Origin of the sequence: Caballeronia sp. LZ019, from assembly GCF_031450825.1 — a bacterium.
GTDB lineage: Bacteria > Pseudomonadota > Gammaproteobacteria > Burkholderiales > Burkholderiaceae > Caballeronia.
This window is the reverse complement of sequence record NZ_JARTVZ010000001.1, coordinates 103,610-125,338: the sequence shown is the minus strand read 5'-3', so window position 1 is coordinate 125,338 and position 21,729 is coordinate 103,610. Positions and strand designations below refer to the sequence as shown.

Annotated in this window: 20 protein-coding genes and 1 pseudogene; 3 read left to right on the top strand and 18 right to left on the bottom strand. The window is 62.6% G+C overall.

What is annotated here, in order from left to right; translation table 11 throughout:
• Window positions 1–13: 13 nt before the first annotated feature.
• The 13 genes and pseudogenes from P9255_RS00565 to P9255_RS00505 form a co-directional block, all read right to left on the bottom strand.
• The gene (locus P9255_RS00565; RefSeq protein ID WP_309768910.1) at window positions 14–1,555 is read right to left on the bottom strand and encodes a sugar ABC transporter ATP-binding protein; all 1,542 of its coding nucleotides are present in this window, start codon (window positions 1,553–1,555) and stop codon (window positions 14–16) included.
• A gap of 25 nt (window positions 1,556–1,580) precedes the next feature.
• The gene (locus P9255_RS00560) at window positions 1,581–2,708 is read right to left on the bottom strand and encodes a sugar ABC transporter substrate-binding protein (protein WP_309768909.1); all 1,128 of its coding nucleotides are present in this window, start codon (window positions 2,706–2,708) and stop codon (window positions 1,581–1,583) included.
• A 56-nt stretch (window positions 2,709–2,764) separates the two neighbouring features.
• On the bottom strand, window positions 2,765–3,511 hold the full coding sequence (locus tag P9255_RS00555) for an N-acyl homoserine lactonase family protein (protein ID WP_309768950.1): 747 nt from the start codon (window positions 3,509–3,511) through the stop codon (window positions 2,765–2,767).
• 52 nt (window positions 3,512–3,563) lie between these two features.
• Window positions 3,564–4,496 carry a 3-keto-5-aminohexanoate cleavage protein gene (locus P9255_RS00550; protein ID WP_309768908.1) on the bottom strand — a complete coding sequence of 311 codons (933 nt, stop codon included), beginning with the start codon at window positions 4,494–4,496 and terminating at the stop codon, window positions 3,564–3,566.
• Window positions 4,497–4,517: 21 nt separating this feature from the next.
• Window positions 4,518–5,324 (bottom strand): SDR family oxidoreductase, encoded by an 807-nt coding sequence (locus P9255_RS00545; protein ID WP_309768907.1) that lies wholly within the window; start codon window positions 5,322–5,324, stop codon window positions 4,518–4,520.
• A gap of 32 nt (window positions 5,325–5,356) precedes the next feature.
• A complete protein-coding gene (locus tag P9255_RS00540; protein WP_309768906.1) occupies window positions 5,357–6,097 on the bottom strand; it encodes a GntR family transcriptional regulator in 741 nt (246 codons plus the stop codon).
• A gap of 144 nt (window positions 6,098–6,241) precedes the next feature.
• Entirely contained in the window at window positions 6,242–6,505 is a 264-nt protein-coding gene (locus tag P9255_RS00535) for a DUF3325 domain-containing protein (protein ID WP_309768949.1), read from the bottom strand.
• Window positions 6,505–8,079 (bottom strand): PepSY-associated TM helix domain-containing protein, encoded by a 1,575-nt coding sequence (locus P9255_RS00530; protein WP_309789125.1) that lies wholly within the window; start codon window positions 8,077–8,079, stop codon window positions 6,505–6,507. The genes P9255_RS00535 and P9255_RS00530 overlap by 1 nt, the downstream gene beginning before the upstream one ends.
• Window positions 8,080–8,120: 41 nt before the next feature.
• A complete protein-coding gene (locus P9255_RS00525) occupies window positions 8,121–8,396 on the bottom strand; it encodes a DUF3649 domain-containing protein (protein WP_309768905.1) in 276 nt (91 codons plus the stop codon).
• Window positions 8,397–8,421: 25 nt separating this feature from the next.
• Window positions 8,422–9,303: a TonB-dependent receptor domain-containing protein gene (locus P9255_RS00520; protein ID WP_309789022.1), complete on the bottom strand. Its 882-nt coding sequence runs from the start codon at window positions 9,301–9,303 to the stop codon at window positions 8,422–8,424.
• Window positions 9,203–10,627, bottom strand: coding sequence for a TonB-dependent receptor plug domain-containing protein (locus P9255_RS00515; RefSeq protein ID WP_309789021.1), 1,425 nt, complete (start codon window positions 10,625–10,627; stop codon window positions 9,203–9,205). The genes P9255_RS00520 and P9255_RS00515 overlap by 101 nt, the downstream gene beginning before the upstream one ends.
• Window positions 10,628–10,839: 212 nt before the next feature.
• A complete protein-coding gene (locus P9255_RS00510) occupies window positions 10,840–12,174 on the bottom strand; it encodes an MFS transporter (RefSeq protein ID WP_309789020.1) in 1,335 nt (444 codons plus the stop codon).
• A gap of 47 nt (window positions 12,175–12,221) precedes the next feature.
• Window positions 12,222–13,007 (bottom strand): annotated as a pseudogene (locus P9255_RS00505) (SDR family oxidoreductase).
• A 463-nt stretch (window positions 13,008–13,470) separates the two neighbouring features.
• Between P9255_RS00505 and P9255_RS00500 the strand changes: the two are divergent.
• On the top strand, window positions 13,471–13,977 hold the full coding sequence (locus P9255_RS00500; RefSeq protein WP_309768901.1) for a hypothetical protein: 507 nt from the start codon (window positions 13,471–13,473) through the stop codon (window positions 13,975–13,977).
• 21 nt (window positions 13,978–13,998) lie between these two features.
• Here the strand turns inward: P9255_RS00500 and P9255_RS00495 are convergent, their stop codons facing one another.
• The 4 genes from P9255_RS00495 to P9255_RS00480 form a co-directional block, all read right to left on the bottom strand.
• Window positions 13,999–15,558 carry a SulP family inorganic anion transporter gene (locus P9255_RS00495; RefSeq protein WP_309768900.1) on the bottom strand — a complete coding sequence of 520 codons (1,560 nt, stop codon included), beginning with the start codon at window positions 15,556–15,558 and terminating at the stop codon, window positions 13,999–14,001.
• An 80-nt stretch (window positions 15,559–15,638) separates the two neighbouring features.
• A complete protein-coding gene (locus tag P9255_RS00490; RefSeq protein ID WP_309768898.1) occupies window positions 15,639–16,301 on the bottom strand; it encodes a carbonic anhydrase in 663 nt (220 codons plus the stop codon).
• 179 nt (window positions 16,302–16,480) lie between these two features.
• Window positions 16,481–17,272, bottom strand: a complete 792-nt coding sequence (locus P9255_RS00485; RefSeq protein WP_309768947.1) for a DUF2182 domain-containing protein — start codon at window positions 17,270–17,272, stop codon at window positions 16,481–16,483.
• Window positions 17,273–17,294: 22 nt separating this feature from the next.
• The gene (locus P9255_RS00480; RefSeq protein WP_309768897.1) at window positions 17,295–17,897 is read right to left on the bottom strand and encodes a DUF1326 domain-containing protein; all 603 of its coding nucleotides are present in this window, start codon (window positions 17,895–17,897) and stop codon (window positions 17,295–17,297) included.
• Window positions 17,898–18,195: 298 nt separating this feature from the next.
• Between P9255_RS00480 and P9255_RS00475 the strand changes: the two genes are divergently transcribed.
• Window positions 18,196–18,837, top strand: a complete 642-nt coding sequence (locus P9255_RS00475; RefSeq protein ID WP_309789124.1) for a CpsD/CapB family tyrosine-protein kinase — start codon at window positions 18,196–18,198, stop codon at window positions 18,835–18,837.
• Window positions 18,838–18,847: 10 nt separating this feature from the next.
• Here the strand turns inward: P9255_RS00475 and P9255_RS00470 are convergent, their stop codons facing one another.
• Entirely contained in the window at window positions 18,848–19,741 is an 894-nt protein-coding gene (locus P9255_RS00470) for an ATP-grasp fold amidoligase family protein (protein ID WP_309768896.1), read from the bottom strand.
• A 453-nt stretch (window positions 19,742–20,194) separates the two neighbouring features.
• Between P9255_RS00470 and P9255_RS00465 the strand changes: the two genes are divergently transcribed.
• On the top strand, window positions 20,195–21,694 hold the full coding sequence (locus P9255_RS00465; RefSeq protein WP_309789019.1) for a tyrosinase family protein: 1,500 nt from the start codon (window positions 20,195–20,197) through the stop codon (window positions 21,692–21,694).
• Window positions 21,695–21,729 lie beyond the last annotated feature (35 nt).

Here is a 21,729-nt window from a genome sequence, read left to right as displayed (position 1 = left end):
AGCGTTGACCGCTTTAACTCGACAGCATCCTGCGCATGACGTTCTCTTCGGTGAGCGCGTCGCCTTCCAGCTCGCCGACATTGCGCCCGCGATACATCACCGACACGCGATCGCACACGTTCACCAGCTCGGGCACGTCGGTCGAATAAAACAGCACCGCGCCGCCCGCCGCCGCGAAGGCGCGCATCAGCACGAAAATCTGGTGCTTCGTGCCGACATCGATACCGCGCGTCGGATCGAACATCAGCCACACGCGGCTTTGCGTGAGCAGCCACTTGGCCATCGCGATCTTCTGCTGATTGCCGCCCGAGAACGAGAGACACGGCTTGTAGAGCGCACGCGGGTTCACTTCCATCTGCGCAAGCGATCTGGCGATGGCGGCGCGCTCGCGCCTGCGATCGATGAGGCCGAAACGCGCATAGCGTCCGATCACCGGCAGCGAGACGTTTTCGCCGCCGGGCAGCCGCAGGAACAGCCCTTCCGTCTTGCGGTCCTCGGGCAAGAAGCTCGTCGCCACGCCGGCCTTCAGCGAATCGGCGGTGCAGGTCAGCGTGACCGGCCGGCCGTCGATGCGAATCTCCCCTTCGTCGATATACTCCGCGCCGAACAGCGCTTCGAAGAGCTCGCGCTGTCCCATGCCCTGAAGCGCCGCGATGCCGTGCACCTCGCCTGCCTTCAGTGTGAGATTGAAATCGCTCACGACGCCATCGACACGAATGCCGCGCGCTTCGATCGCGGGCGGCTGCGCCGAGGCTTGCGTGCGCACCGGCGGCGTCACCTTCGGCGGATACTTCGCCTCCATCGAGCGTCCGATGACGAGGCGAATCACTTCCTCGTCCGAGATGTCCGAGGCATCGAACGCGCCGACATCTTTCCCGTTTCGATACACGGTGAGGCTGTCGCAGAACTCGCGCACTTCCTGCATGCGATGCGAGATGAACACGAACGTGACGCCGCTTGCCTTCAGTTCATCGATGCGGCGCGCGAGCCACGCGACATCCGCACCGGAAAGCGCGGACGTCGGCTCGTCGAGCAGCAGCACTTTCGGACCCCGAACGATCGCCTTCGCAATCTCGATCTTCTGGCGCACCGGCAGCGCGAGATCGCGAATATATGCGCCGGGGCGGATGTCGGACAGCTCGAGCCGTTCGAGCCATTCGGATGCCTGCCGCTGCGCCTCGCGCTTCTTGATGCGCCCGAAGAGGCCCGTCGGTTCATATGACATCAACAGGTTCTGCTCGACCGTCAGATCGCGCACCAGGGTCATCTCCTGGAACGCAGTCTGCACGCCCGCGCGATGCGCGTCCTTCGGGCCGCGCATCGTCACTTCGCTGCCCATCACGTGGATGCTGCCGCTGTCCGGCTGCATCAGCCCGGACAGCAGCTTCACGGTAGTGGACTTGCCCGCGCCGTTTTCGCCGAGCAGTGCGTGCACCGTCCCGCGCCTGACCTTGAACGACGCGCCGTCGAGCGCGACCGTCGCGCCAAAGCGCTTGGTCACGTTCGCGACGTCGATAGCCAGCGCGCCGCTGTCAGTCATGGATGCGCTCGTCATTGCTCGTCTCCTTCGGTGCGCCGCTTCAGTCCTGGTTGCCGGTGAGCGCCGCGTTGAACCCGACTTCGCGCGTGTCTTCCGAATAGATGTCGGCGAACCAGCCCGGCGGCACCTTGTCCGGCGGGAACGCGGTGCAGCCCGCCTTCAGTTCGTCGATACTGCCGCTCTTGCAGAGCTTCGATTCGTTCGTCAGCACGAGCGGCAGCTTGAGCGTCACGCGCTGCGGAAACTCCTTGCCTTCGAGCTTCTGCACGGCCATCTTGAGCGCCATCGCACCCGAGTACGGCGGCGCGCCATACGAGATCGAGCGATAGCCGATCGAGCGATAGCTTCCCTCGCCCTTCACCGTGCCCGGCGGCAGCATCTGCACGCGATGCCCGTTCGACGATTCGCCCGCGCACGGCTTGACCTTGTCATCGGGGACGCCCGCTTCCAGTTGCATCGACGCCGCCGTGAAGCAGCCGACCTGCATCCACAGGCCGTCGATCTTGTCCCAGCTGTTCGTGGCGAGAATCTTGGACAGTTCGGTCTTGGCCGTCGCCTGGCTCCACATGCCGGTGCCTTCCGCGACGATCTTGATGTCGGGGTGCTTCGCGAACACCGCCTTCGCGGCCTCCGTGCGTGCACGGTCCACCGACGTTCCCGGCACACCGTTGATCATCACGATGTTGCCCTTGCCGTTGATCGTCTTGGCGAGCCATTCGGCGGTCACGGTGCCCGCCTGATGCTGGTCGATGGTCACGTTATGCGCGCACGGCTCGGTCACTTCGGCGTCGTATGCGGCCACGACCACGCCTTTCGAGCAGGCGTTCTTGATCGCGCGATTGAGCGCCGTCGGCGATATCGGATAGATGATGATCGCCTTCGCGCCCGCCTGCACCATCGAGTTGATCTGCTGAATCTGCTTCTGCGCGTCGGTGCCCGCGACCTGCACTTCGAGATCGACCTTGTCCTTCAGCGCAGGCGTGTTCGCCATCGCCTTCACCATGTTCGCGGCTTCTGTCTGCCAGTCGTTGCCGACGTAGCTCATCGACAAGAAGACCTTGTACTTGCCCGCCGCCTCGGCGTGCGCCGACACCCCGAGCGCCGTCGCGAACGCGATGCCGAGCGCCGCCCGGCTCGCAAGACGAATCGAATGCGTCCATGCTTTCATGTCTTCCTCCGGTCCTTCGTTATTGGTATCCCGACTTGCTGCTCGTGCCTTTCGGCTTACTTCGATACATGCGGCAGACGCGCGCTCGCAGGCAGTGCGATGCCCGCGCTTCCCGGCGCCACGTTCGGATCGTGTCCGGGAATCACGAAGTCCGCGATCTGCCGGATGCGCGTGAGCGAACTCATTTCCGCCAGCGTTTCATGCACGATGCCGACCGGCACGAGATCGACGATGTTCTCCATGCAGTTCGCGCAGTCGCCGGCGATCAGCACGACGCCTTCTTCCGTATCCACCGCCACCGACTGATGGCCGGGCGTATGCCCCGGCGTCGGCACCACGCGCACGCCGGGAACGATATCCGTCACCCCGTGCGCGAATTGCCAGCGGAAGTAGGCGAGCGGTTCGCGTCCGATCAGAAACTCCTGGTAATACGTGGCCTGCGTCGGCAACGGACGCCCCGCGTATTCCCACTCGGCCGCCTGCACGATGAAGCGCGCATTGCGAAAGAGCGTGTTGCCGCCCGAATGGTCGTAATGCAGATGCGTGTTGATGACGATATCAACGTCGTCCGCGCTCCATCCCACGTACTCTTTCAGCGCGCGTTCGAGCCGCTCTTCCGGCGCCTGATCGCACGGACAGACGAAGTTCGATACCCAGCCCGGATCGTGGATGCCCGTATCCACGACGATCTTCATCGAAGCCCCGACGATCGCCGTGGACCACACCGGCACTTTGATCTGCTGTCCGAAATACCGGCCGTAGACCTGCGACGAGCGATCGACGGTGAGCCAGCCCGTCGGCATGGCGACTACCTTGAGCTTGCGCCTTGCACTGTCGTTCACGATGCCCTCCGCATCAGAAGTTGGTGTCGCTCCCGCCCTTCAGTTGCAGCATCTCGCGCGCTTCGTCGGGTGTCGCGATGTCGAGCGACAGCCCTTCGATCACCTGCCTGATCTTGCGCACTTGCGCGGCGCTGGATTCGGCGAGCTTGCCCGGCTCGATCCACAGCGAATCTTCGAGACCCACGCGCACGTTCGATCCCTGCGCGACGCCCATCGAGCCGAGCGTGATCTGATTGCGGCCCGCGCCGAGGATCGACCAGACATAGTCCTTGCCGAAGAGGCGGTCCGCCGTGCGGCGCATATGCGCGAGGTCTTCCGGGTGCGGCCCGATGCCGCCCAGGAGGCCGAACACGCTCTGCACGAAGAACGGCGGCTTCGCGAGTCCGCGATCGACGAAATGCGCGAGGTTATACAGATGCGAGATGTCGTAGCACTCGTACTCGAAGCGCGTGCCGTTCGCGCTGCACGAAGTGAGGATGTATTCGATATCCGCGAACGTGTTCTTGAAGACGAGATCGCGGCTGTTTTCCAGATGCTTGCGTTCCCAGTCGTGCTTCAGTTCCCTGAAGCGCTCGAGCATCGGATAGAGGCCGAAGTTCATCGACCCCATGTTGAGCGAGGCGACTTCCGGCTTGAAGTGATGCGCGGGCTTCAGGCGCTCCGCAACGGTCATATGCGGACTGCCGCCCGTGGTGATGTTGATGACCGCATCCGTCTCCGCCTTGATGCGCGGCAGGAACTCCTGAAACACGGCGGGATCTTGCGTCGGACGACCGTCGTTCGGATCGCGCGCGTGCAGGTGAAGGATCGCCGCGCCTTCCCTGGCGGCAGCGAGCGCCGCATCGCCGATCTCCTGCGGCGTCACCGGAAGATACGGCGACATGGACGGCGTGTGGATCGCACCGGTCGGCGCGCATGTGATGATGACCTTGCGTTTGGTTGCCATGTGATCCTCTGGTTCCTTGTATCAAAGCACTTCGACGTTGCCGCACACGGAGATGGCCTGTCCCGAGATGCCGCTGCCGGCCGGCGAGCACAGGAAGAGCGTGGTGGCCGCGACTTCTTCGGGCGTCGTCATGCGGCGCAGCGAAATCTTGGCGAGATACTGCTTCTCCATGTCTTCGTACGAGAGATTCATCTGCTTCGCACGCGCGGCGATCACGCGCTCGATGCGCGGACCTTTCACGATGCCCGGCTGAATCGCGTTGACGCGGATGTTCGTCGGTCCAAGCTCGATGGCGAGACTCTTCACCATGCCGACCACGGCCCATTTCGTCGCGGCATACGGCGTCCTGAATGCATAGCCGAGCCTGCCCGCCACCGACGACAACGCGATGATCGCCCCGCCATTCGGCGCCTCGCGCAAGAGCGGCACCGCGCGCCGCGCGAAGTAGAACTGCGCGTTGAGATTGACGTCGACGGTGTCTTCCCACTCCTTCACGTCGATTTCCTCGATACCGCCCGTCGGTCCCGCAATGCCGGCGTTATTCACGAGCACGTCGAGGCCGCCTAGCTGGCTTTGCACGTCGGCGAAGACCCGCTCCACTGCTTCGCGATCCGAAACATCGGCGTGGGTGGCGGTGATCGCGTTCGACTCTGCGCCCGCTTCGGCTTTGGCAAGCGCATCGATTGCGTCCGGGCTCGCATCGCAGACATGCACGCGCGCGCCGGCATCCGTGAAAGCCCGTGCGATCACGAGCCCGATGCCCGATGCGCCGCCTGTGATGAGCACGCGCAAGCCCGCCTGCGGTTTCAACATTTGAAGAACCGTCATTCGTCGTCTCCGATTGTTTTAGTCGTTGTCTGCTAGGCGCTCGCCTGTGCGCCGCCTTTCGTGCTGCTTTCCTCGTTGCCTTGTTCCACGCCCTGCAGACGCTCAGCCAGGTCCGCCGCCGCATCGCCGATATCCTCTTCGATGCCCGCGCGCGCGCCTTCGCCATCGCCGCGCCACAGCGCTTCGACGATATGGCGATGCGCCGTCATCGAACGCCGCATGTGCGGAATGTCGGGTGCGACGAGATTCAGGAACGGACCGATGCGCATCCACAGGTTCTGGATCGTCGCAAGCGTGATGTCGCTCGCGCCGTGCGTGTAGATGGCGATATGAAATTCGAAATTGCTGCGCAGATAAGCGGGGACGTCGCCCGCTTCGACATGCGCGTCCATCACGTCGTAGACGGCTTGCAGCGCGGTGAGATGCGCGCGCGTCATGCGTGATGCGGCACGCTTCGCGACTGCGCCTTCGAGTGCCACGCGCACGTCGCGCAGTTCGCCGAGCAGTTCCAGCGTCATGGGAGGGACCATCAGCGCGCGGCCCGGTCCGTCGATCAATGCGCCTTCCGCTTGCAGCCGCGTGAGCGCGGCGCGCACCGGCATCGTCGATGAACCGACCGCTTCCGCCACGCTGCGCAGGCTCAATAACTGGCCCGGCGCGAAGCGTCCGGTCATGATCGCCTCGCGCAGTTGCGCATAGACGCGACCGGCCATCGTTTCCCTTGCCACGAGTTCCAACGCGGGAAGATCCGTTGCGGAGCGTGTCGGCGACATGCGTTTCCGGTCCTCTGCTTGACAGTGCGCTGCGGAATCTGTGACCTGTGATCACAGTGCGATGACTGAATTCTGGGCCGGGATCGGTCGAGCGTCAACGAAGTTTCGCTAGGGGAAAACGCGCACTGCGCAGATGCGGTGTGCCTAACGCGGACGCAAACGCTCGTACGCTATCAGCGCGAGATAGACGACGCCCGCGCCCAGACTCGTGTCTCCGCTATAGCGAACGAGTCCCGTTGCCCATCCCTCATGCGCGACGATGATGACGAGCGCAAGCGCGAGACCGCACCATCCCGCAATGCGGACGCTGAGCGCATGAGCGCGCGTGAGCGGCGTCTGGTGGCGCTCCATCGCGAGGGCGAGGCACGCGAACGAAGCGACGCAGCAGAGAAACGCGACAACGTGCATCACGCGCTCTCCTTCTCGCGTTCACGATCCATGACGACGGTTCGATCGCGCGTGGAAGCCCCGGCGCGAGGACGATCACGCGCAACGCGCCACGCGAGTAGCCCATGCAGCGCGGCAAACACCCAAAGCATCAGTTCGAAGCCGGCGAACACCCAGTCGCCTTCCGCGATGCTGCGCCACAGCGGCCGTTGTGTCGTGACCGCATTGAGCAGGGGCAGCAGCGCAAGCAACGCAGCCGCGAGCCCAAGCAATTCGATCCATGCCCGTCTCGCCGGTCGCGTCATCGCATGGAGCAGCGCCGCGCTCCACACCGCGAAGAACACGTTCACTTCCGCATTCGCGCGATCCCCCATCGCAACGGGCAGCAGCCGATTCGCCCATAAGTACGCCGTCATCGCAACGGAAAGTCCCGCGATGCTCGCGATGTTCAATCGCTCGACGAGCCAGAACCCGAAATGTGGCCGCGCGGGATCGCGCAGCTTCTGACGGCGCTTGACGGTCCACATGACGAGCCCGGTGCCGACCATTGCGGCGCCGCCCAGGCTCACGAGGAAATAGAGCCAGCGCAAGTGCAGATCGCTGAAGCGTCCGAGATGCAGCGCATACAGCACGCCACGCGTTTGCGCGGCGCCGCCGACGTGTTCCTTCACGTCGATCAGCTTGCCGCTGACGCCATCGAACAGCATGTATTGCGGACTCATCGACACGCGCGCCGCTTCTCCACGCGATACGGCGACGCGTGCGTCCGCATCGCCGGGAAGCGTGACCGTCACGCGCCCCACGTTGTCCTGACCCCAGCGCGCCTGCGCCTGGCGGACCATCGCATCGACGGGTGCAAGCGGCGCCGGCTTGCCACTCGGCTTGCCCGGCTGAATGAATGCGCTCCTCTGTGCGGTCATCGCCTGGCGTTGCGCGGGCGTCCTGAAGGCGGTCTGCGCGCCCCACGGCATGTACAGCGTCATCAGGGTGACGAGGCCGGTGTACGTGATCATCGCGTGAAATGGCAGGCCGAACACCGAGAGCGCGTTGTGCGCATCGAGCCATGAACGCTGGCCCTTGCCCCCGCGAAACGTGAAGAAGTTGACGAAAATCTTCTTGTGCGTGATGACGCCGCTCACGATGGCCACGAGCATGAACATCGCGCAGAAGCCCGCGATCCAGCGGCCCCACAGCGGCGGCATGTAATAGAACTGAAAGTGGAAGCGATAGAAGAACTCGCCGCCGAGCGTGTCGCGCGATTTAGTTCGGAGTCCAGTCGATGCGTCGAAGGTGCCTTCCTGGAACGCGCGCTTGCCCGGCGTCGCATGCGGTACACGCCAGAAGGCGCTCATCACGTTCGAGCGATCAGAAGGCAGATCGAAGCTCCATTGCGTGCTTCCCGCTGCGAGGGCGCCGAGCGTGGCGGCCACGCGCTGCGCCGCTTGTGCCGCATCCACCGTCGCGCGTTGCGGCGGCGCTTCAGGGCGCATCCACTGCGAAGTCTCGTCCTTGAAGTAGCTGACCGTGCCGGTCAGAAACATCGCGTAGAGAATCCAGCCGACGAGCAGGCCCGCCCACGTATGCAGGTCGGACATCGTCTGACGGATGCCGCGCGGCTTGATATCGGCGGCTCGTCTCACGATGCGCTTCCCGCTAGCCACACGCTCGCCGCCGCGATCAATAGCGGCGCTGCGCCGACGAGAAGGCCGCACCACGCGCGCATCGCGCTTCGCACGGCGAACACCCAGATCACCGCGCAGGCATAGACGATGAAACTCAGCAGCATGCCGGTGAGCACGGCTTGCGTCTTGTCGATCGGCAAGGCGAGCGCGGCCACGCTGGTGAGCGCGGCCAGCGCATAGCCGCCGAACATCGCAGCGACGATACGCGAGATCAGGGGTGCGGCTTTCATCGGCCAGTCTCTTGCGCTTTCAGCCTCAGAAGTTGAATTCAGCCGAGAGCAACAGCGTGCGCGGCGCGGCGTTCGTCACGTACGTGCCTTGCTGAATCCAGTAGCGGCTGCCGAACAGGTTCTCGACGTTCGCGCGCAGGATCACGTCCTTGCCGATGACCCGCATGCCATAGCGCACGCCGAGGTCGTAACGCGTCCATGAAGGCAGCCGCAGCGTGTTGCTGGCGTTGTAGTACTGCGCGCCCGTGTGGATGATGCGGCCGTTGACGCTCAGTCCCGGAACCCACGGCAAGTCGTAATCCGCGCCGAGATTGAACGCGAATTTGGGCACGCCGACAGGATCGTTGCCGTCGTTCGCGCCGCCTTCGGTGCCTTCGAGCTTCGGATCGTAGAACGTCGCGCTCGCCATCAGGCGCAGGTGGCGGAACACTTCGCCATACGCGGCGAGTTCGAGGCCGCGTATGCGCGTCTTGCCGTCGTAGCCGTAGATGTTGGTCGTCGGATTCGTGACGCCGTTCGGCCGGCTGATCTGGAACACCGAGATCGATGTCAGCACGCGGCCCCAGTCCGCCTTCACGCCCGCTTCGTATTGATTCGACTTGTACGGCGCGAACGCCTGCCCCGCGTTGGCCGTGCCGGCCGGCGCGGTGTCGCCGTTCGTGAGGCCGGATGTGAAGTTGCCGTACACCGAGATGTTCGACACCGGCTTGAACACGATGCCCGCGAGCGGCGTGATCGCTTGCTGGTCGATAGAACTCGTCTGCGCGCCGCTCGTCGGATCGTAGTTATCGAGACCGATGGTCTGTTCAACGGAAGCCGCCCGTGAGCAGCAGGCGGTCGTCGAAGAACGACATGGTATCGATGATCTGCTGGCTGTTGAGTCGCAATTGGCTGCTGCGTTGCGCATCGCCGCGCGCGACGTCCATCGGCAGGAGCGGCGTGGGGTTATACAGGCTCGACGCCACGGATTGAGACCCGAGCGCGTAGAAATAGCCCTGTTCCTGATTCAGCGATGTCACGCCAGTGACAAGCGTGTGCTTCACGCCGAATGTATCGAAGTGAAAGCGCAGGCCGGCATCGACCGTTTTGGTGCGGTTATACGCGTCGTAATAGCCGTTGGTCACGTTGAACGCGCCTGCGGCCGTCATGCCGCTCGCGTACGGAAAGTTCTGCTCGGACGTGCCGTAGTGCTCGCCCGCTGCGCCATACACGGTGACGTAGCGATTGATGTCGTACTCGAGACGCGTCACCACCGCCGTATCACGCAGCTTCAGCTTCGAGCCGGGATACAGGTTCGCATAGCCCGACGGCGCGGCCGGTATTGCGGTTGCCGTGCCGAAGCCGATCTGCGAGCGGACTTCATCGGTGTTCTCGGAGACGTTGTAGGCGTCGAAAGACCAGCGCAGCTGCTTGCCGCGATAATCGAGGCCGATGGCGCCATCGCCCTGAAGCTGATTGCCGTGCGCGATGCCCGTCTGGCCGTCCTTGATCTGGCCGTTCACGCGGATGCCCCACTGCCCTTCATCGCCGAAGCGGCGGCCCACGTCGGCGGCCACGCCGAACTGTCCCTTCGACTGGTAGAGCGCGGTGAGACGCGTCAACGGTTCGTCGTCGGCGCGCTTCGTCACGATGTTGATCGCACCGCCGATGCTGCCCGACGGTCCCATGCCGTACATCAGCGAGCCGGGCCCTTGCAGCACCTCCACGCGCTCGGCGAGATTCACCGGCATCTTCGCGGCCGACACCATGCCGTAGAGACCGTTGAGCGCCACATCGGTTGCCTGTACGTCGAAGCCGCGAATCTCGAAGACATCGCCGAAACCGCCGCTGCTTTGCTGCGTACGCACCGACGCGTTGTTCACGACGATATCGCCGAGCGTGCGGGCCTGGATGTCCTGCATCGCCTGCTCGGTGTAGTTGGTCGTGTTGAACGGCTGATCCATCACGTTCGATGTCCCCAGCACGCCGATGCCGCCGCCCCGCGCGACCTGGCCGCCCGCGTACGGCGCGGGCAACTGGTCGGTTGTCGCCGTGCTTTTCACGACGACCGCCGGCAGAACCGTGGACGAACCCGCCGCGCCCGATTCCGGTGCCGCCGCTTCCTGCGCGATCGCCACGCCCGGCGCCGCGATCGTCGCCGCGACGCCCACCACACCGACGAAGAGGCTGCGCGCCGCCCGCGATACCCCCGTGCGCCGGCTGCGCGGCGCTTCGATTACCCGTTGAGACATTGTTCTTTGACTTGTGCTGAATGATAGGACGGCAGGTCGAACGTCGCCGCGAATTGAGAATCGTTCGCAATTGTAGGGCAAGCGAGCGATTTGCGGTAAAGAATTGTTGCGGCGACTTGACGAAGCGGGGCGTTTGTTGCTGGAAAGCGGCGGGGAGGCGATGCGGCCGGCCAGCGCCACGTTCTCACGTGGCGCGGCGGTGAGGGATGGGTTTATTCGGCGCGCGCCGTGCGGGCGTCGCGGAAACGGATCTTGTGCGGCATGGCCCACGCGATCAGCGCCGCGGTGAAGATGCAGACGACGGCGATCGCATACAGGCCCATCGACGCGCTGCCGAGCACGTCCTTGACCTTGCCGACCATGTACGGCGCGACGATGCCGCCGAACTGCCCGAGTGAGTTGATCAGCGCAAGCCCGGCCGCCGCCGCGGCGCCTGTGAGGATGCGCGCCGGGAACATCCAGAAGATGCCGAACGAAGCGATGACCCCCGTCGCCGAAATGCTGAGGCCGAGCACGAGCAGCACGGTGCTCGTCGGCCATGCGGCGCTGATCAGATAGCCGAACGCGGCAGCCAGCGCGCAGCCGGTCAGATGCCAGCGTCGCTCGCCGGTGCGGTCGGAGCTGCGGCTGATGACCACGGTGCCGACCATCGCGGCGAGATATGGAATCATCGTGATGAGACCGATGACGAGCGGATCGCTATTGCCCGCGCTTTTCACGAGCTGCGGCATCCAGAAGAGGAAGCCATAGATGCCCATGCACAGCCCGAAGTAGATCAGTGAGAACAGATAGATCACCGGCCGGCGCAACGCGACCATGAACGAATGCGTGCTGTCCACCTTGCGGTCACGCGCGATGATCGCGGAAAGCAGGCTCTTTTCGGCGGGCGTGAGCCACTTGGCATCCTCGACGCGGTCGTCGAGCACGAAGAGCACCATCAGGCCGAGCGCAATAGACGGCAATCCTTCGAGCAGGAACAGCCACTGCCATCCGGGCATGCCGTTGACGCCGTCGAAGAACTTGAGGATGCCGCCGGAGATGGGTCCGCCGATGATCCCGCACAGCGCGATGGCGCCGAAGAACAGCGAGTTCATGCGTCCGCGCCGCTCGGCCGGAAACCATTGCGTGTAGAAGTACAGCACGCCCGGCACGAAGCCGGCTTCGAGCGCGCCGAGCAGAAAGCGCAGAATGTAGAACCACGTCTCGTCGCGCACGAACATCATCGCGGCCGATGCCAGGCCCCACGAAATCATGATGCGCGCGATCCAGCGCCGCGCGCCGGTGCGCACCATGATCGCGTTGCTGGGAATCTCGAACAGCAGATAGCCGATGAAGAACACGCTCGCGCCGAGACCGTATGCCGCTTCGCTCAGGCCGAGTTGCGACTGCATCTGCAGCTTGGCGAAACTGATGTTGACGCGGTCCAGATAAGCCGCCACGAAGCACGCGAGAATGAGCGGGACGATGCGCCACGTCACCTTGTTGAAGATGCGCGCTTCATCGGGCGCGCTGGCTATAGAGCCGACGTCCGCGAGGGTATCGAGCATGGTGTGTCTCCGTCGAATGATTGTTTTAGTCTGTGATGCCGGGTGCTTCAGCCGCGTCCGATGAACGGCATCTTCGTCGCCATGACGGTCATGAACTGAACGTTCGCTTCGAGCGGCAGGCTCGCCATATGGGCGACCGAGCGCGCCGCATGCGTCAGGTCCATTGTCGGTTCTGGCGCGCGTTCGCCGTTTGCCTGCAGCACGCCGCCCTGCATCTTCGCGGCCATTTCCGTCAGCACGTTGCCGAAATCGATCTGGCACACGGCGATGTCGTATTTGCGGCCATCGAGCGCGCATGCTTTCGTGAGGCCGCTCACCGCATGCTTGCTCGCGGTGTAATCGGCGGAATGAAGACGCGGCGTATGCGCCGACAGGGAGCCGTTATTGATGATCCGGCCGCCGCCCGGCTCTTGTGCTCGCATCTGACGAAACGCGGCCTGCGTGCACAGCAGTGTCCCGGTGACGTTGATATCGAGCATGTTTCTGAAGCGCTCGATCGACAGATCTTCTACCGATACGCCTTCCACGCCGATGCCTGCGTTGTTGAAGAGCAGATCGAGCCGGCCGAAGCGGCGCTGCACCGTTTCGAAGAGATGTTGCACCGATGCGGAATCGGCGACATCGGTGGCGATGGCGAGCAGGCGGTCGGCGGCTTGCGGGTGACGCTCCGCGTAGCTGCGGATGACGGCATCGAGCGCGTCCCGTCAACGGCCCGCGAGCGCGACATGCCAGCCATCGTCGGCGAGCGCGTGCACCGTCGCGCTGCCGATGCCGCTTCCCGCGCCCGTCACAATGGCGACCCGCATTGCCTGCGGGCGTGCTTCCTGATTCATCGATCTCGTCCCCTTGTATGTTTTCGTCCAGTGCGGCTTTCGTACTAACTAGCGAATCTAGCTAAAATACGGCCGCCCTAATATTGACGATTTGCGATAGGGGTATGAGAGACGGTTATACCTTCGCGGCGCAATGGCTCGCCAACCGGCAACATTCGCAGCCGTGGCGCGGCAACCTTCGCGCGTTGTTGCAGCACAGCATGCCGGTTGCCCGGCGATGACGGCGCATTCATATTATTCAGTCGAACTATCGACTGTCGAGAATTTGTACTAGACCTTTCAGGGCGAAAATTCTATAAAACGTGAGTGTGCCGTCTAGCGCAGGAAAGCCCTTTTATAACTACACACCGATTCAGATAGTTCGGTGCGCGAAGCATTCGCCATCGCCTCTGACCGCCCCTTCCGCTGCCGCACACCTGTTCGATTCACCCGCATATCGGAGATAAAAAGGTGGAGGTTGATCATGTGGAGCACCAGCCCTTCAGGCAGATTTCTGACTTTCAGCATGGCGGGCGTCGCCGCAGCAATGTGGACATCGCTCGCGTGGTGTCAGTCGGTTCCGAAGCAAGGCACGATCGAGGCGACTTACACCGCGTCCGGCGCGGATGTGCGCAACCTCACCGTCAGCGGCGATGACGCCGTCTTCCTCTTCGAATCCACGCTGCTGATGACGAACAACAACAAGTCCCCGCTGATGCAGAACGTCACCGCGCGTTGCGTCGAGGCGGGCTTTAGCGCCGGCTCGGCAACGGGATATTGTGTCTACTCGGACAAGGACGGCGACAAGTTCATCGAAACTTACACGTACCAGGGAGGCTCGCCGAAAGGAAAGGGAACGCTCAGCTCCGGCACCGGAAAATACAAGGGCATACAAGGGCAGTTCGACTGGGAGCAAGTAGTCGCCCTGCCCTCCGACAAGGGCACGTATAACTACATCGGCAAGAAGACGGGCAGCTATCGGATTCCGTGAAGCCTTTCGAATAGCGCGGCCTCAACTCCCCCGCTGCCGCGTCAGTCCGAACCAGCCGCTTTTCACCGGTTCCGCGCCCGCACGCGGCATCTGGCGGCATTCCACATGCATGCGCCGCGCGGGCGCATCGGCCATGAACTGCTCGATGATTTCGCGCACGTCGGGGTCGATGTAATCTGCGCGCGAGGCATCGAAGATGACGGTTGCCCCGTCGGGAATCGCGTGCAGATGCTGCCGGAGCGACACCTTGCCGAGGAACGAGACGTCCTTGCGGAAGGACAACAGGTAGTGGTCATCATGCTGCGCGACGGTGATCGGCCTTCTCAGATTCGCACGCACGGCAAGCGCGAGGCTGCACGCGATGCCCAGCAGAATGCCCATCAGCAGATCCGTCAGCAACACGCCCGCGATGGTCACGATGAACGGCGCGAAGCGCTCGATACCCTGCTTCGCGACCGCCGCGAACAGCGACGGCTTCGCGAGCTTGAGTCCCGTGAAGATCAGGATCGCAGCGAGACACGCGAGCGGGATCAGATTGATGATGCTCGTCAGCGCGAAAACACTCGCCAGCAGCAGCACGCCATGAATGAACGACGACCAGCGGCTTTGCGCGCCCGCATGAACGTTGGCCGAACTTCGCACGATCACCGACGTGATCGGCAGCGCGCCAATTGCGCCCGCCATCATGTTGCCGATGCCTTGCGCCTTCAGCTCGCGATCCGGCTGCGCCGCGCGCTTCTTCGGATCGATCTGCTCCACGGCTTCGAGGCACAACAACGTCTCTAGGCTGGCGACGATGGCAAGCGTCAATGCGAGCCGCCACACGTCGGGATTGACGAACTGAGAGAGATCGGGCAACGAGAGCGCATCGGTGAAAGAGGCAAACGTTTGCATCGAAGGCAATGCGACGCGATGCTGCGCGGGCGGCGCAAACCCCGGCGCAATGACGTCGAGCAGCAACGTCACGCCGATGCCGAACGCAACGACGGCAAGCGGAGCCGGCACCGCGCGCACGAGTGCGAAGCGGCGCAGCGCGCGCGTTTCCCACGCAGCGAGCATCGCGAGAGAGACGAGCGCGACGAAGCACGCGGCGATGGACATCGCGCCGAACGAGGTATCGATCATGCCCGCACCGCTCTCGCCTTGCGCGCCGACGTTCGCGAAGCCTGCGGCAAGCGGTATCTGTTTAATGACGAGCAAGAGGCCGATTGCGGCAAGCATTCCCTTGATGACCGAGGACGGCACGTAGGCCGCGAAGCGCCCTGCTTTGAGCATGCCGAAACCGAACTGAATCGCGCCCGACAATAGCACCGCGAGCAGGAACGAGGAGAAGCTGCCGAGCCCCGCGATGCCATCGACGACGATCACGATGAGCCCGGCCGCAGGGCCACTGACGCTCAGGTGCGAACCGCTCAGCAACGCGACGACGAGACCGCCGATGATGCCGGACAAGAGGCCCGCGAAGGCATCGACGCCGGATGCATTGGCGATGCCGAGACACAGTGGCATGGCGACGAGAAAGACGACCGTGCCCGCGAAAATATCGCGCGGAAAATGAGTCAGGCGTTTTATTGAGTTCATGGTTTCTTGAGGCGAGGTGATGCCTGCAACATGATCCGAACCACGTCGCATGCAGGAAAAAGCCAAAGAAGGTGAGTCGGTTATCGGCCGGGTGATTCGACCGCTTCGCAGATGCCGGCTTGCACGGTGAGGCGCGTATCGGGCGTCGCTTCGTCCTCATAGCCTGAGGACAGCACGTTGATGCGGCCGTCATGCAGCCCGAAGATCCAGCCGTGCACGAGCGGCGGCGTGTCCCGGCCGGAAACGACCGGCGACTCGCGCAACAGGCGCACTTGCTCCAGCACGTTCAGTTCGGCGAGACGATTGGCGCGCGCATCGAGTTCGGAAAACGCGTCCAGTTCCTTTCGATGACGCTCACCCAGCGCACATAACGGCGCAATGCGCCGGTTCACGTGCGGCAATTCATTCGACAGCGGCAGCAGCGAGGCGCGCACGCCGCCGCATCCATAGTGCCCGCACACGATCACGTGATCGACCTTCAGCACGCGCACCGCGTACTCCAGTACGCTCATCGTGTTGTCATCGGTCGGCGAAAACAGGTTGGCAATATTTCGGTGGACGAAGAGATCGCCAGGATTCGCGTTCGTGACGGTTTCCGCCGGAACGCGGCTGTCGGAGCAGCCGATCCATAGCACTTTGGGGCTTTGCCCTTGCGCGAGTCTCGGAAAGAACTGCGGGTCCGCATGCGCGGCCTCGCGAGCCCACGCAATATTTTCGAGGAGCATCCGTTTGGGTCTATTCATGCGTTGTCTCTCATCAAAGATTGGCAACGCGCCTCGGCTTGTCGGCGCGCCAATGCTTACGAAATACTTTCGCATGAAAAGTTCACAAATGTCTAAAGAAAAAGAATCCCGCCTTGGAAGTTTTCTTTAGAGCTCTCCAATCGAACCAAAAGCGTGCACGATTGCCTTGTTTCGGTGCGTCAAAGCATGTGCGGCGCGATCATCCACGCGGCCCACCCGATCAACGCGACGCCAAGCGTGCGGCCGATGATTCGTCCCTGCGGCAGGTTTTTTTCAGCCGCCATCGCCGCGCCTAAGGCGAGCATCCACCCGATGCTTCCCGTGCCGACCGCGAACATCAGCAGCATCAGCGTCCAGCAACAGCCGACGCAAAACGCACCATGACTCACGCCCAGCGCGAAGCTGTTGCGGCCGGCATTGCGGCCCGTCCAATGCTCCATCACGAACATGAGCGGCGAGCGGCACTTCTCGAGGCATCGATACTTGATGCGCGTGAATTGATAAGCACCCGCCAGCCCGACGACACCCGCGCCGAGGAGCCACGCATACAGCGTTATCACCGGCGCGCTTTCCGCAAGCCGATGCAGGGCCGCATCCAAACCGTGCGCGACCAGGCCGAACAACGCCCATGCGCTCGCGTAACCCGACACGAGCAAAGCGAATAGCGCACGTCTGTCCGAACGAGCCGCCGTGAGCCGTCTAAAGCTCGTTAGCAGGGGAAAGATAGTGGGCAGCATCATTGCGGCGATCATCAACAACCACGCTGCGCTATGCAGCAATGCGTCGAACAGCAGATTCGCACCCGGAATGGATTGGCATAACGCCGCCACACCCGGCAAGTCAGACCAGCTCGCGTGGCGCACATAGCGTGCATAGGGTCCCGCGCCCCATGCCCAGAGGACGACCCATGCGCTCGCCACCAATGCAGCGAAGATCGGTGCGAACAGCCGTGTGCGCGCGTCGTTATGCATCCGGGCCACGCTTCGTCCGACGCTATGACGCGAAGCTGAACGAGCCTTGAATGGCGTTATGCCCTGTTAGCGAAAGGTCGATGCCGAGCTTTTCGTCCTTCAGGCGGAACACGTTCGCTTTGGCGACGTAGGCAGGCGAGCCGGGTATCGTCGAGAAGATGCTTTCGACGAGTTTTGTCGGTTCGCCTGTGGGGCCGCGATAAGGCTCCATTTCGGCATCGATCGTCTTTCCGACGGTCAGCCTGCCCTTGCCGTCCTGCACGGTGAATTCGATAGGCGCGCGTTCGACCGCGACGACTTCGCCAATGAGTTTCACGAGTTCAGCGAGCGGCCCGCCGCGTTCTCCGCGATGCACGCTCAGGAGCGCATCGAATTGCGCATCGGTCGCCCTGTCATCGACGAACATTGCAACGCGCCAGTTCCCCTCGAGCACGTTGCCCGGAATGAACGCGGCGAATGCGACCGTGACGCCCGACACGTCGACGCCGTCGATCACGCCTTTTTCATAGTGATAAGCCAGCGCGCTACGGCACGTGCCGTTGTCGGGATCTTCTCCGATCCAGCAAGGACACAGCACCTTGCATTCGCATACTTCGAGAATGCTGCCTTCCAGTTGATAGCTCATTTCCGCCCTCATCCGTCGATGATCGAACGTTCGGGCGTCGTTTTCCTAATCGATTAATTCGCGTTCGAGCGACGTCCGCCCGCGCCGACTCAATGGCAGGAAGTCGGCCCTGTTCCTGTTTTAGGCGCTCGGGCAGCGGATGAAAAGCGAAAGTCACGAACGCATTTCGACGGCGCTTGTCCATATGCAATTCGGCGTACTACGCTGATTTCCGCGAAGGCCGCAGCGGCGCGAAAGCGTCCGATCGTGCGTTTCGCGAATTGCATCGACACCATCCACCGAGGAGCGCTTCGTGATCATGCAGATCGAACACTCTCGCTTTGGAAGAAGACAACGCTCGGCGCTCGCGGCGGATCGCAGTGGGTCCAACGTGCTCGTTGTCACGGGGCCGACCGCAGGCGTCGGCAAGACGTTCATCGCAGCCAATCTCGCAGGCGTCAACGCGCGAGCCGGCAAGCGCGTGTTGCTGATCGATGCGGACTTGCGCCACGGTCGCGTCGCATCGTTGTTCGGATTGCCCCCCGGCGCGGGACTGGCGCATTGGCTTGCCGGCAGAACGGACGCGACGGCCGCGGTTCGTCCCGTCGATGTCCCGGGCCTCCATGTGATGACCGCAGGCGGCACGCTCGCCGATCCCTCCGAACTGCTCGCGAACGGGCGCTTGCAGGAACTGCTGCGAGAGCTGTCGCCCGCTTACGACCTCATCATCATCGATACGCCTGCAATACTCGCGTTCGACGATGCGAGCACCGTAGCCGCGCTTGGCGGCTCGACGATCGTCGTCGCGCGCCCTGGCCCGCGCAGCGAAGAAGAGATCGATGACGCGGTCAGCGTGCTTCAGCGAAGCGGCGCCAACGTGGCCGGCGTCGTGTTCAACACGGCGCCCCGCCGCGCTGGCGACATGGTGGCGCGGCGACGCCGCGTGTTCGCCGCATGCTGAATCGAGCCCTCTATGCGCGCGCGCCTTGCATGAAGGGCCGGTTCATCAAGCGGCCCCATTCATAGTCGAGATGCTCCGGGTCCATCGGAAAGACGCCCGCGCCCGGCGTAAAAGTCAATTCGCCGAAATAAATCTTGTCGCTCGGCGCGTAAAGATCGACGCGCACATACTCGAAGCCTTCCGCAAGCGACGTGGCAACCGATAACAGCGCATCGAGATTTGCAGGACGCGGCGCGGGCTGCGGACTGCGCGGATAGTGCCCGATGGCGACATCCAGACGATTCCACTCTCCGTCGTACATGTCGCCACGCGGATGCTCGCCGAAACGATCCGAAATCACCGCGATATAAATGGTCGGCCTCGCCTGACCGTCGCTGAAAAAGCAATGAATCTTGATGTCGGCCGGAATGTCTTCGTTGGACTCGATCAGCAATTGCTCGAAATAGATGCGAGGCTTGATAGTCCGATAGTGACGTTCGCGCGCCACGCGATAGAAGTCCGTTGCAAGCCAGCGTTGCGCAAGGCGCTGCAATTCGTCGAACGATGTCTTCGACTTGTCGCGCACGACTTCGACGAAACCGCTGCCGTGATTCGCTTTCATCACGAAGGCGCGCGGCAATGCATCGAACACTTCACGCGTGAATGCGGGCGGCGTCGCGATCAGCGGTATCAGATATTGCTCGCCGACCTTGCGACGCACGTAGTCGCGCACGGTCAGCTTGTCGGTCAGATCGACGAAACGTGCATCGGGATAAAGACAGCGATGAAGTATCTTTTCATTGAACGTTCTCGGATGGCTGATGTTTGGAAATCTGCCGACCTTGCGTCTGTGCGCTATGCTCAAGAATACGCGGTCCGGAAGACAATCCAGTACTGCTTTCACAAGGCCTTTGCCGATCGACATCATCGTTCTCCTGAACTGCGCCGCTCCGACTGCGTTATTTCCATCGCTTATTCCGCAGACAATTATCAAATGACGAGCGGATTTCAGTGAATTACTAATGCATTCGATCTGCTCGTGGCACGCGATTAGCTGCAATCGGAAGCGCCGCTGTAGTCACTGTGCGACAACACATGTATAAACGACATTAGTCGGATATTTACGTGCGGAAGCGCACGATAAAAGGACGACTGATCGGCGTACATTCCTTTCTGACAACCCACGACGCATATCGACTGCAAGGCACGCGTTCCTTTCTCGATGGCCTGACTGTAAAGGCACACGTTGTTCGTCGCCACGGTCTCCCGTTCGTCACCCAGCACGAGCATCGAAGAAGCGGTCACTTACCGGATCGCCGGCTTCGCATGGATTGATCGTGACCCGCTTAATTCGTCGTACTATGTACCGGAGAATATCTTGAGCCGCCTAAAAATTACCCGACGAGCCTTCCTCGGCGGCGCTGCATCGACGCTTTCATGGGCTGCGTTTCCCTATATGGCAGTTGCGGCGACCAACGTAGTCCGCGTGGAGTGGCAGCAGTACAAGCAAACCCCGCACTACGCGTCGTTTCTGAACTGCGTGCGCTCCATGATGGCCAATACCAATGCCAACGATCCGAACTCGTGGCAATACTGGACGAATGTGCATGCGAATTATTGCCCGCACCGCGCACCCTATTTCCTCGCGTGGCACCGCGGCTATCTGTACTATCTCGAGCAGCAGATGAAGCGCATCACCGGCGATGCGTCGTTCACCCTGCCGTATTGGGACTGGTTCAAGAACCCGCATATCCCGAGCGAATTCACCGACAATGCAAGCGGCAACCCGCTGTACTGTCCGCGTCTGAACACGAACGTCTATAACGCGCTGGACCTGTCGCCGTTCTCGTACTCGGTCGTGAATTTTCAGCGCGGCACCGCGAACTCTTTCGAGGAGAAGTTTGAAAGCGCGCCGCACAACCCCGTGCACAACATCATCGGTAATGCGATGGCGACGATGCAGTCCCCGCGCGATCCGATCTTCTATCTGCATCACGCGAACGTCAACCGCCTCTGGCATGCATGGGCGCTGCCCGATGGCCGCACCATGCCGCCGCCGACCGATCCGTACTGGGCCGGCACGTTCACGTATGCGCCGGGCCTGACCATCAACAAGGAACAGACGTACTCGAACCGCTCGCGGCTCGGTTACGACTATGCTGATACGACCCGTCCCACGACGATGCCGCCGTCGGCGCAAACCGGCCGCATCATCCGCGTGCAGGCGCAGGTTGCACAGATTCGCGCCCGTCCGCCGATCGCGACGTTCGCTGCAACGGCGGCCCGTAACATTGCAAACGGACGCCGGTCGATCGGCGGCGTGAAGGGACTCGTGCTCCGCGAACAGTCGGTGAGTGCGCGCGTGATCGGCGAAGCGAATTCGGCTAAGCCGCTGCAGGATCTTCTGTCGGCGACTGCCGAAGGCTTCGAAGCGGCAGCGCGCGGCGCGTCCAATGCGGCATCGCTCGCGCCCGGCAAGTCGAGCCAGTACAAGTCCGTCAAGATCGTGCTGGACGATGTGATGCTGACGACCGCAGGCGCGGCCGGCGGTTACTTCTACAACGTCTATCTGAACCTGCCCGAAGGCGTCGATATCGATGAAGTGCGTTCCAAGCATTTCCTCGGAACGGTCGGTGCGTTCGAAATCGCAGGTGCGGCGCATCACGGCATGGTGACGCTGGAGTTTCCGGCAACCACGGCGCTGCTGAAGATCGGGTCGGGCAACGGCCGTGAGTATGCGGTGTCGTTCGTTCGCGTGAACGGCAGCGCCGCACCCAAGGGCGATGTGCTGTCCGTGGGAGAGCTTCGCGTCGAACTCAGTACTGAAGCGCCGTACATCATTTCGACCAGCCAGCGCCCGCCGGCCGGAACTTACTGATTCAGCGGGTCCGGCTTCGCGCCGGACTCGTCGTG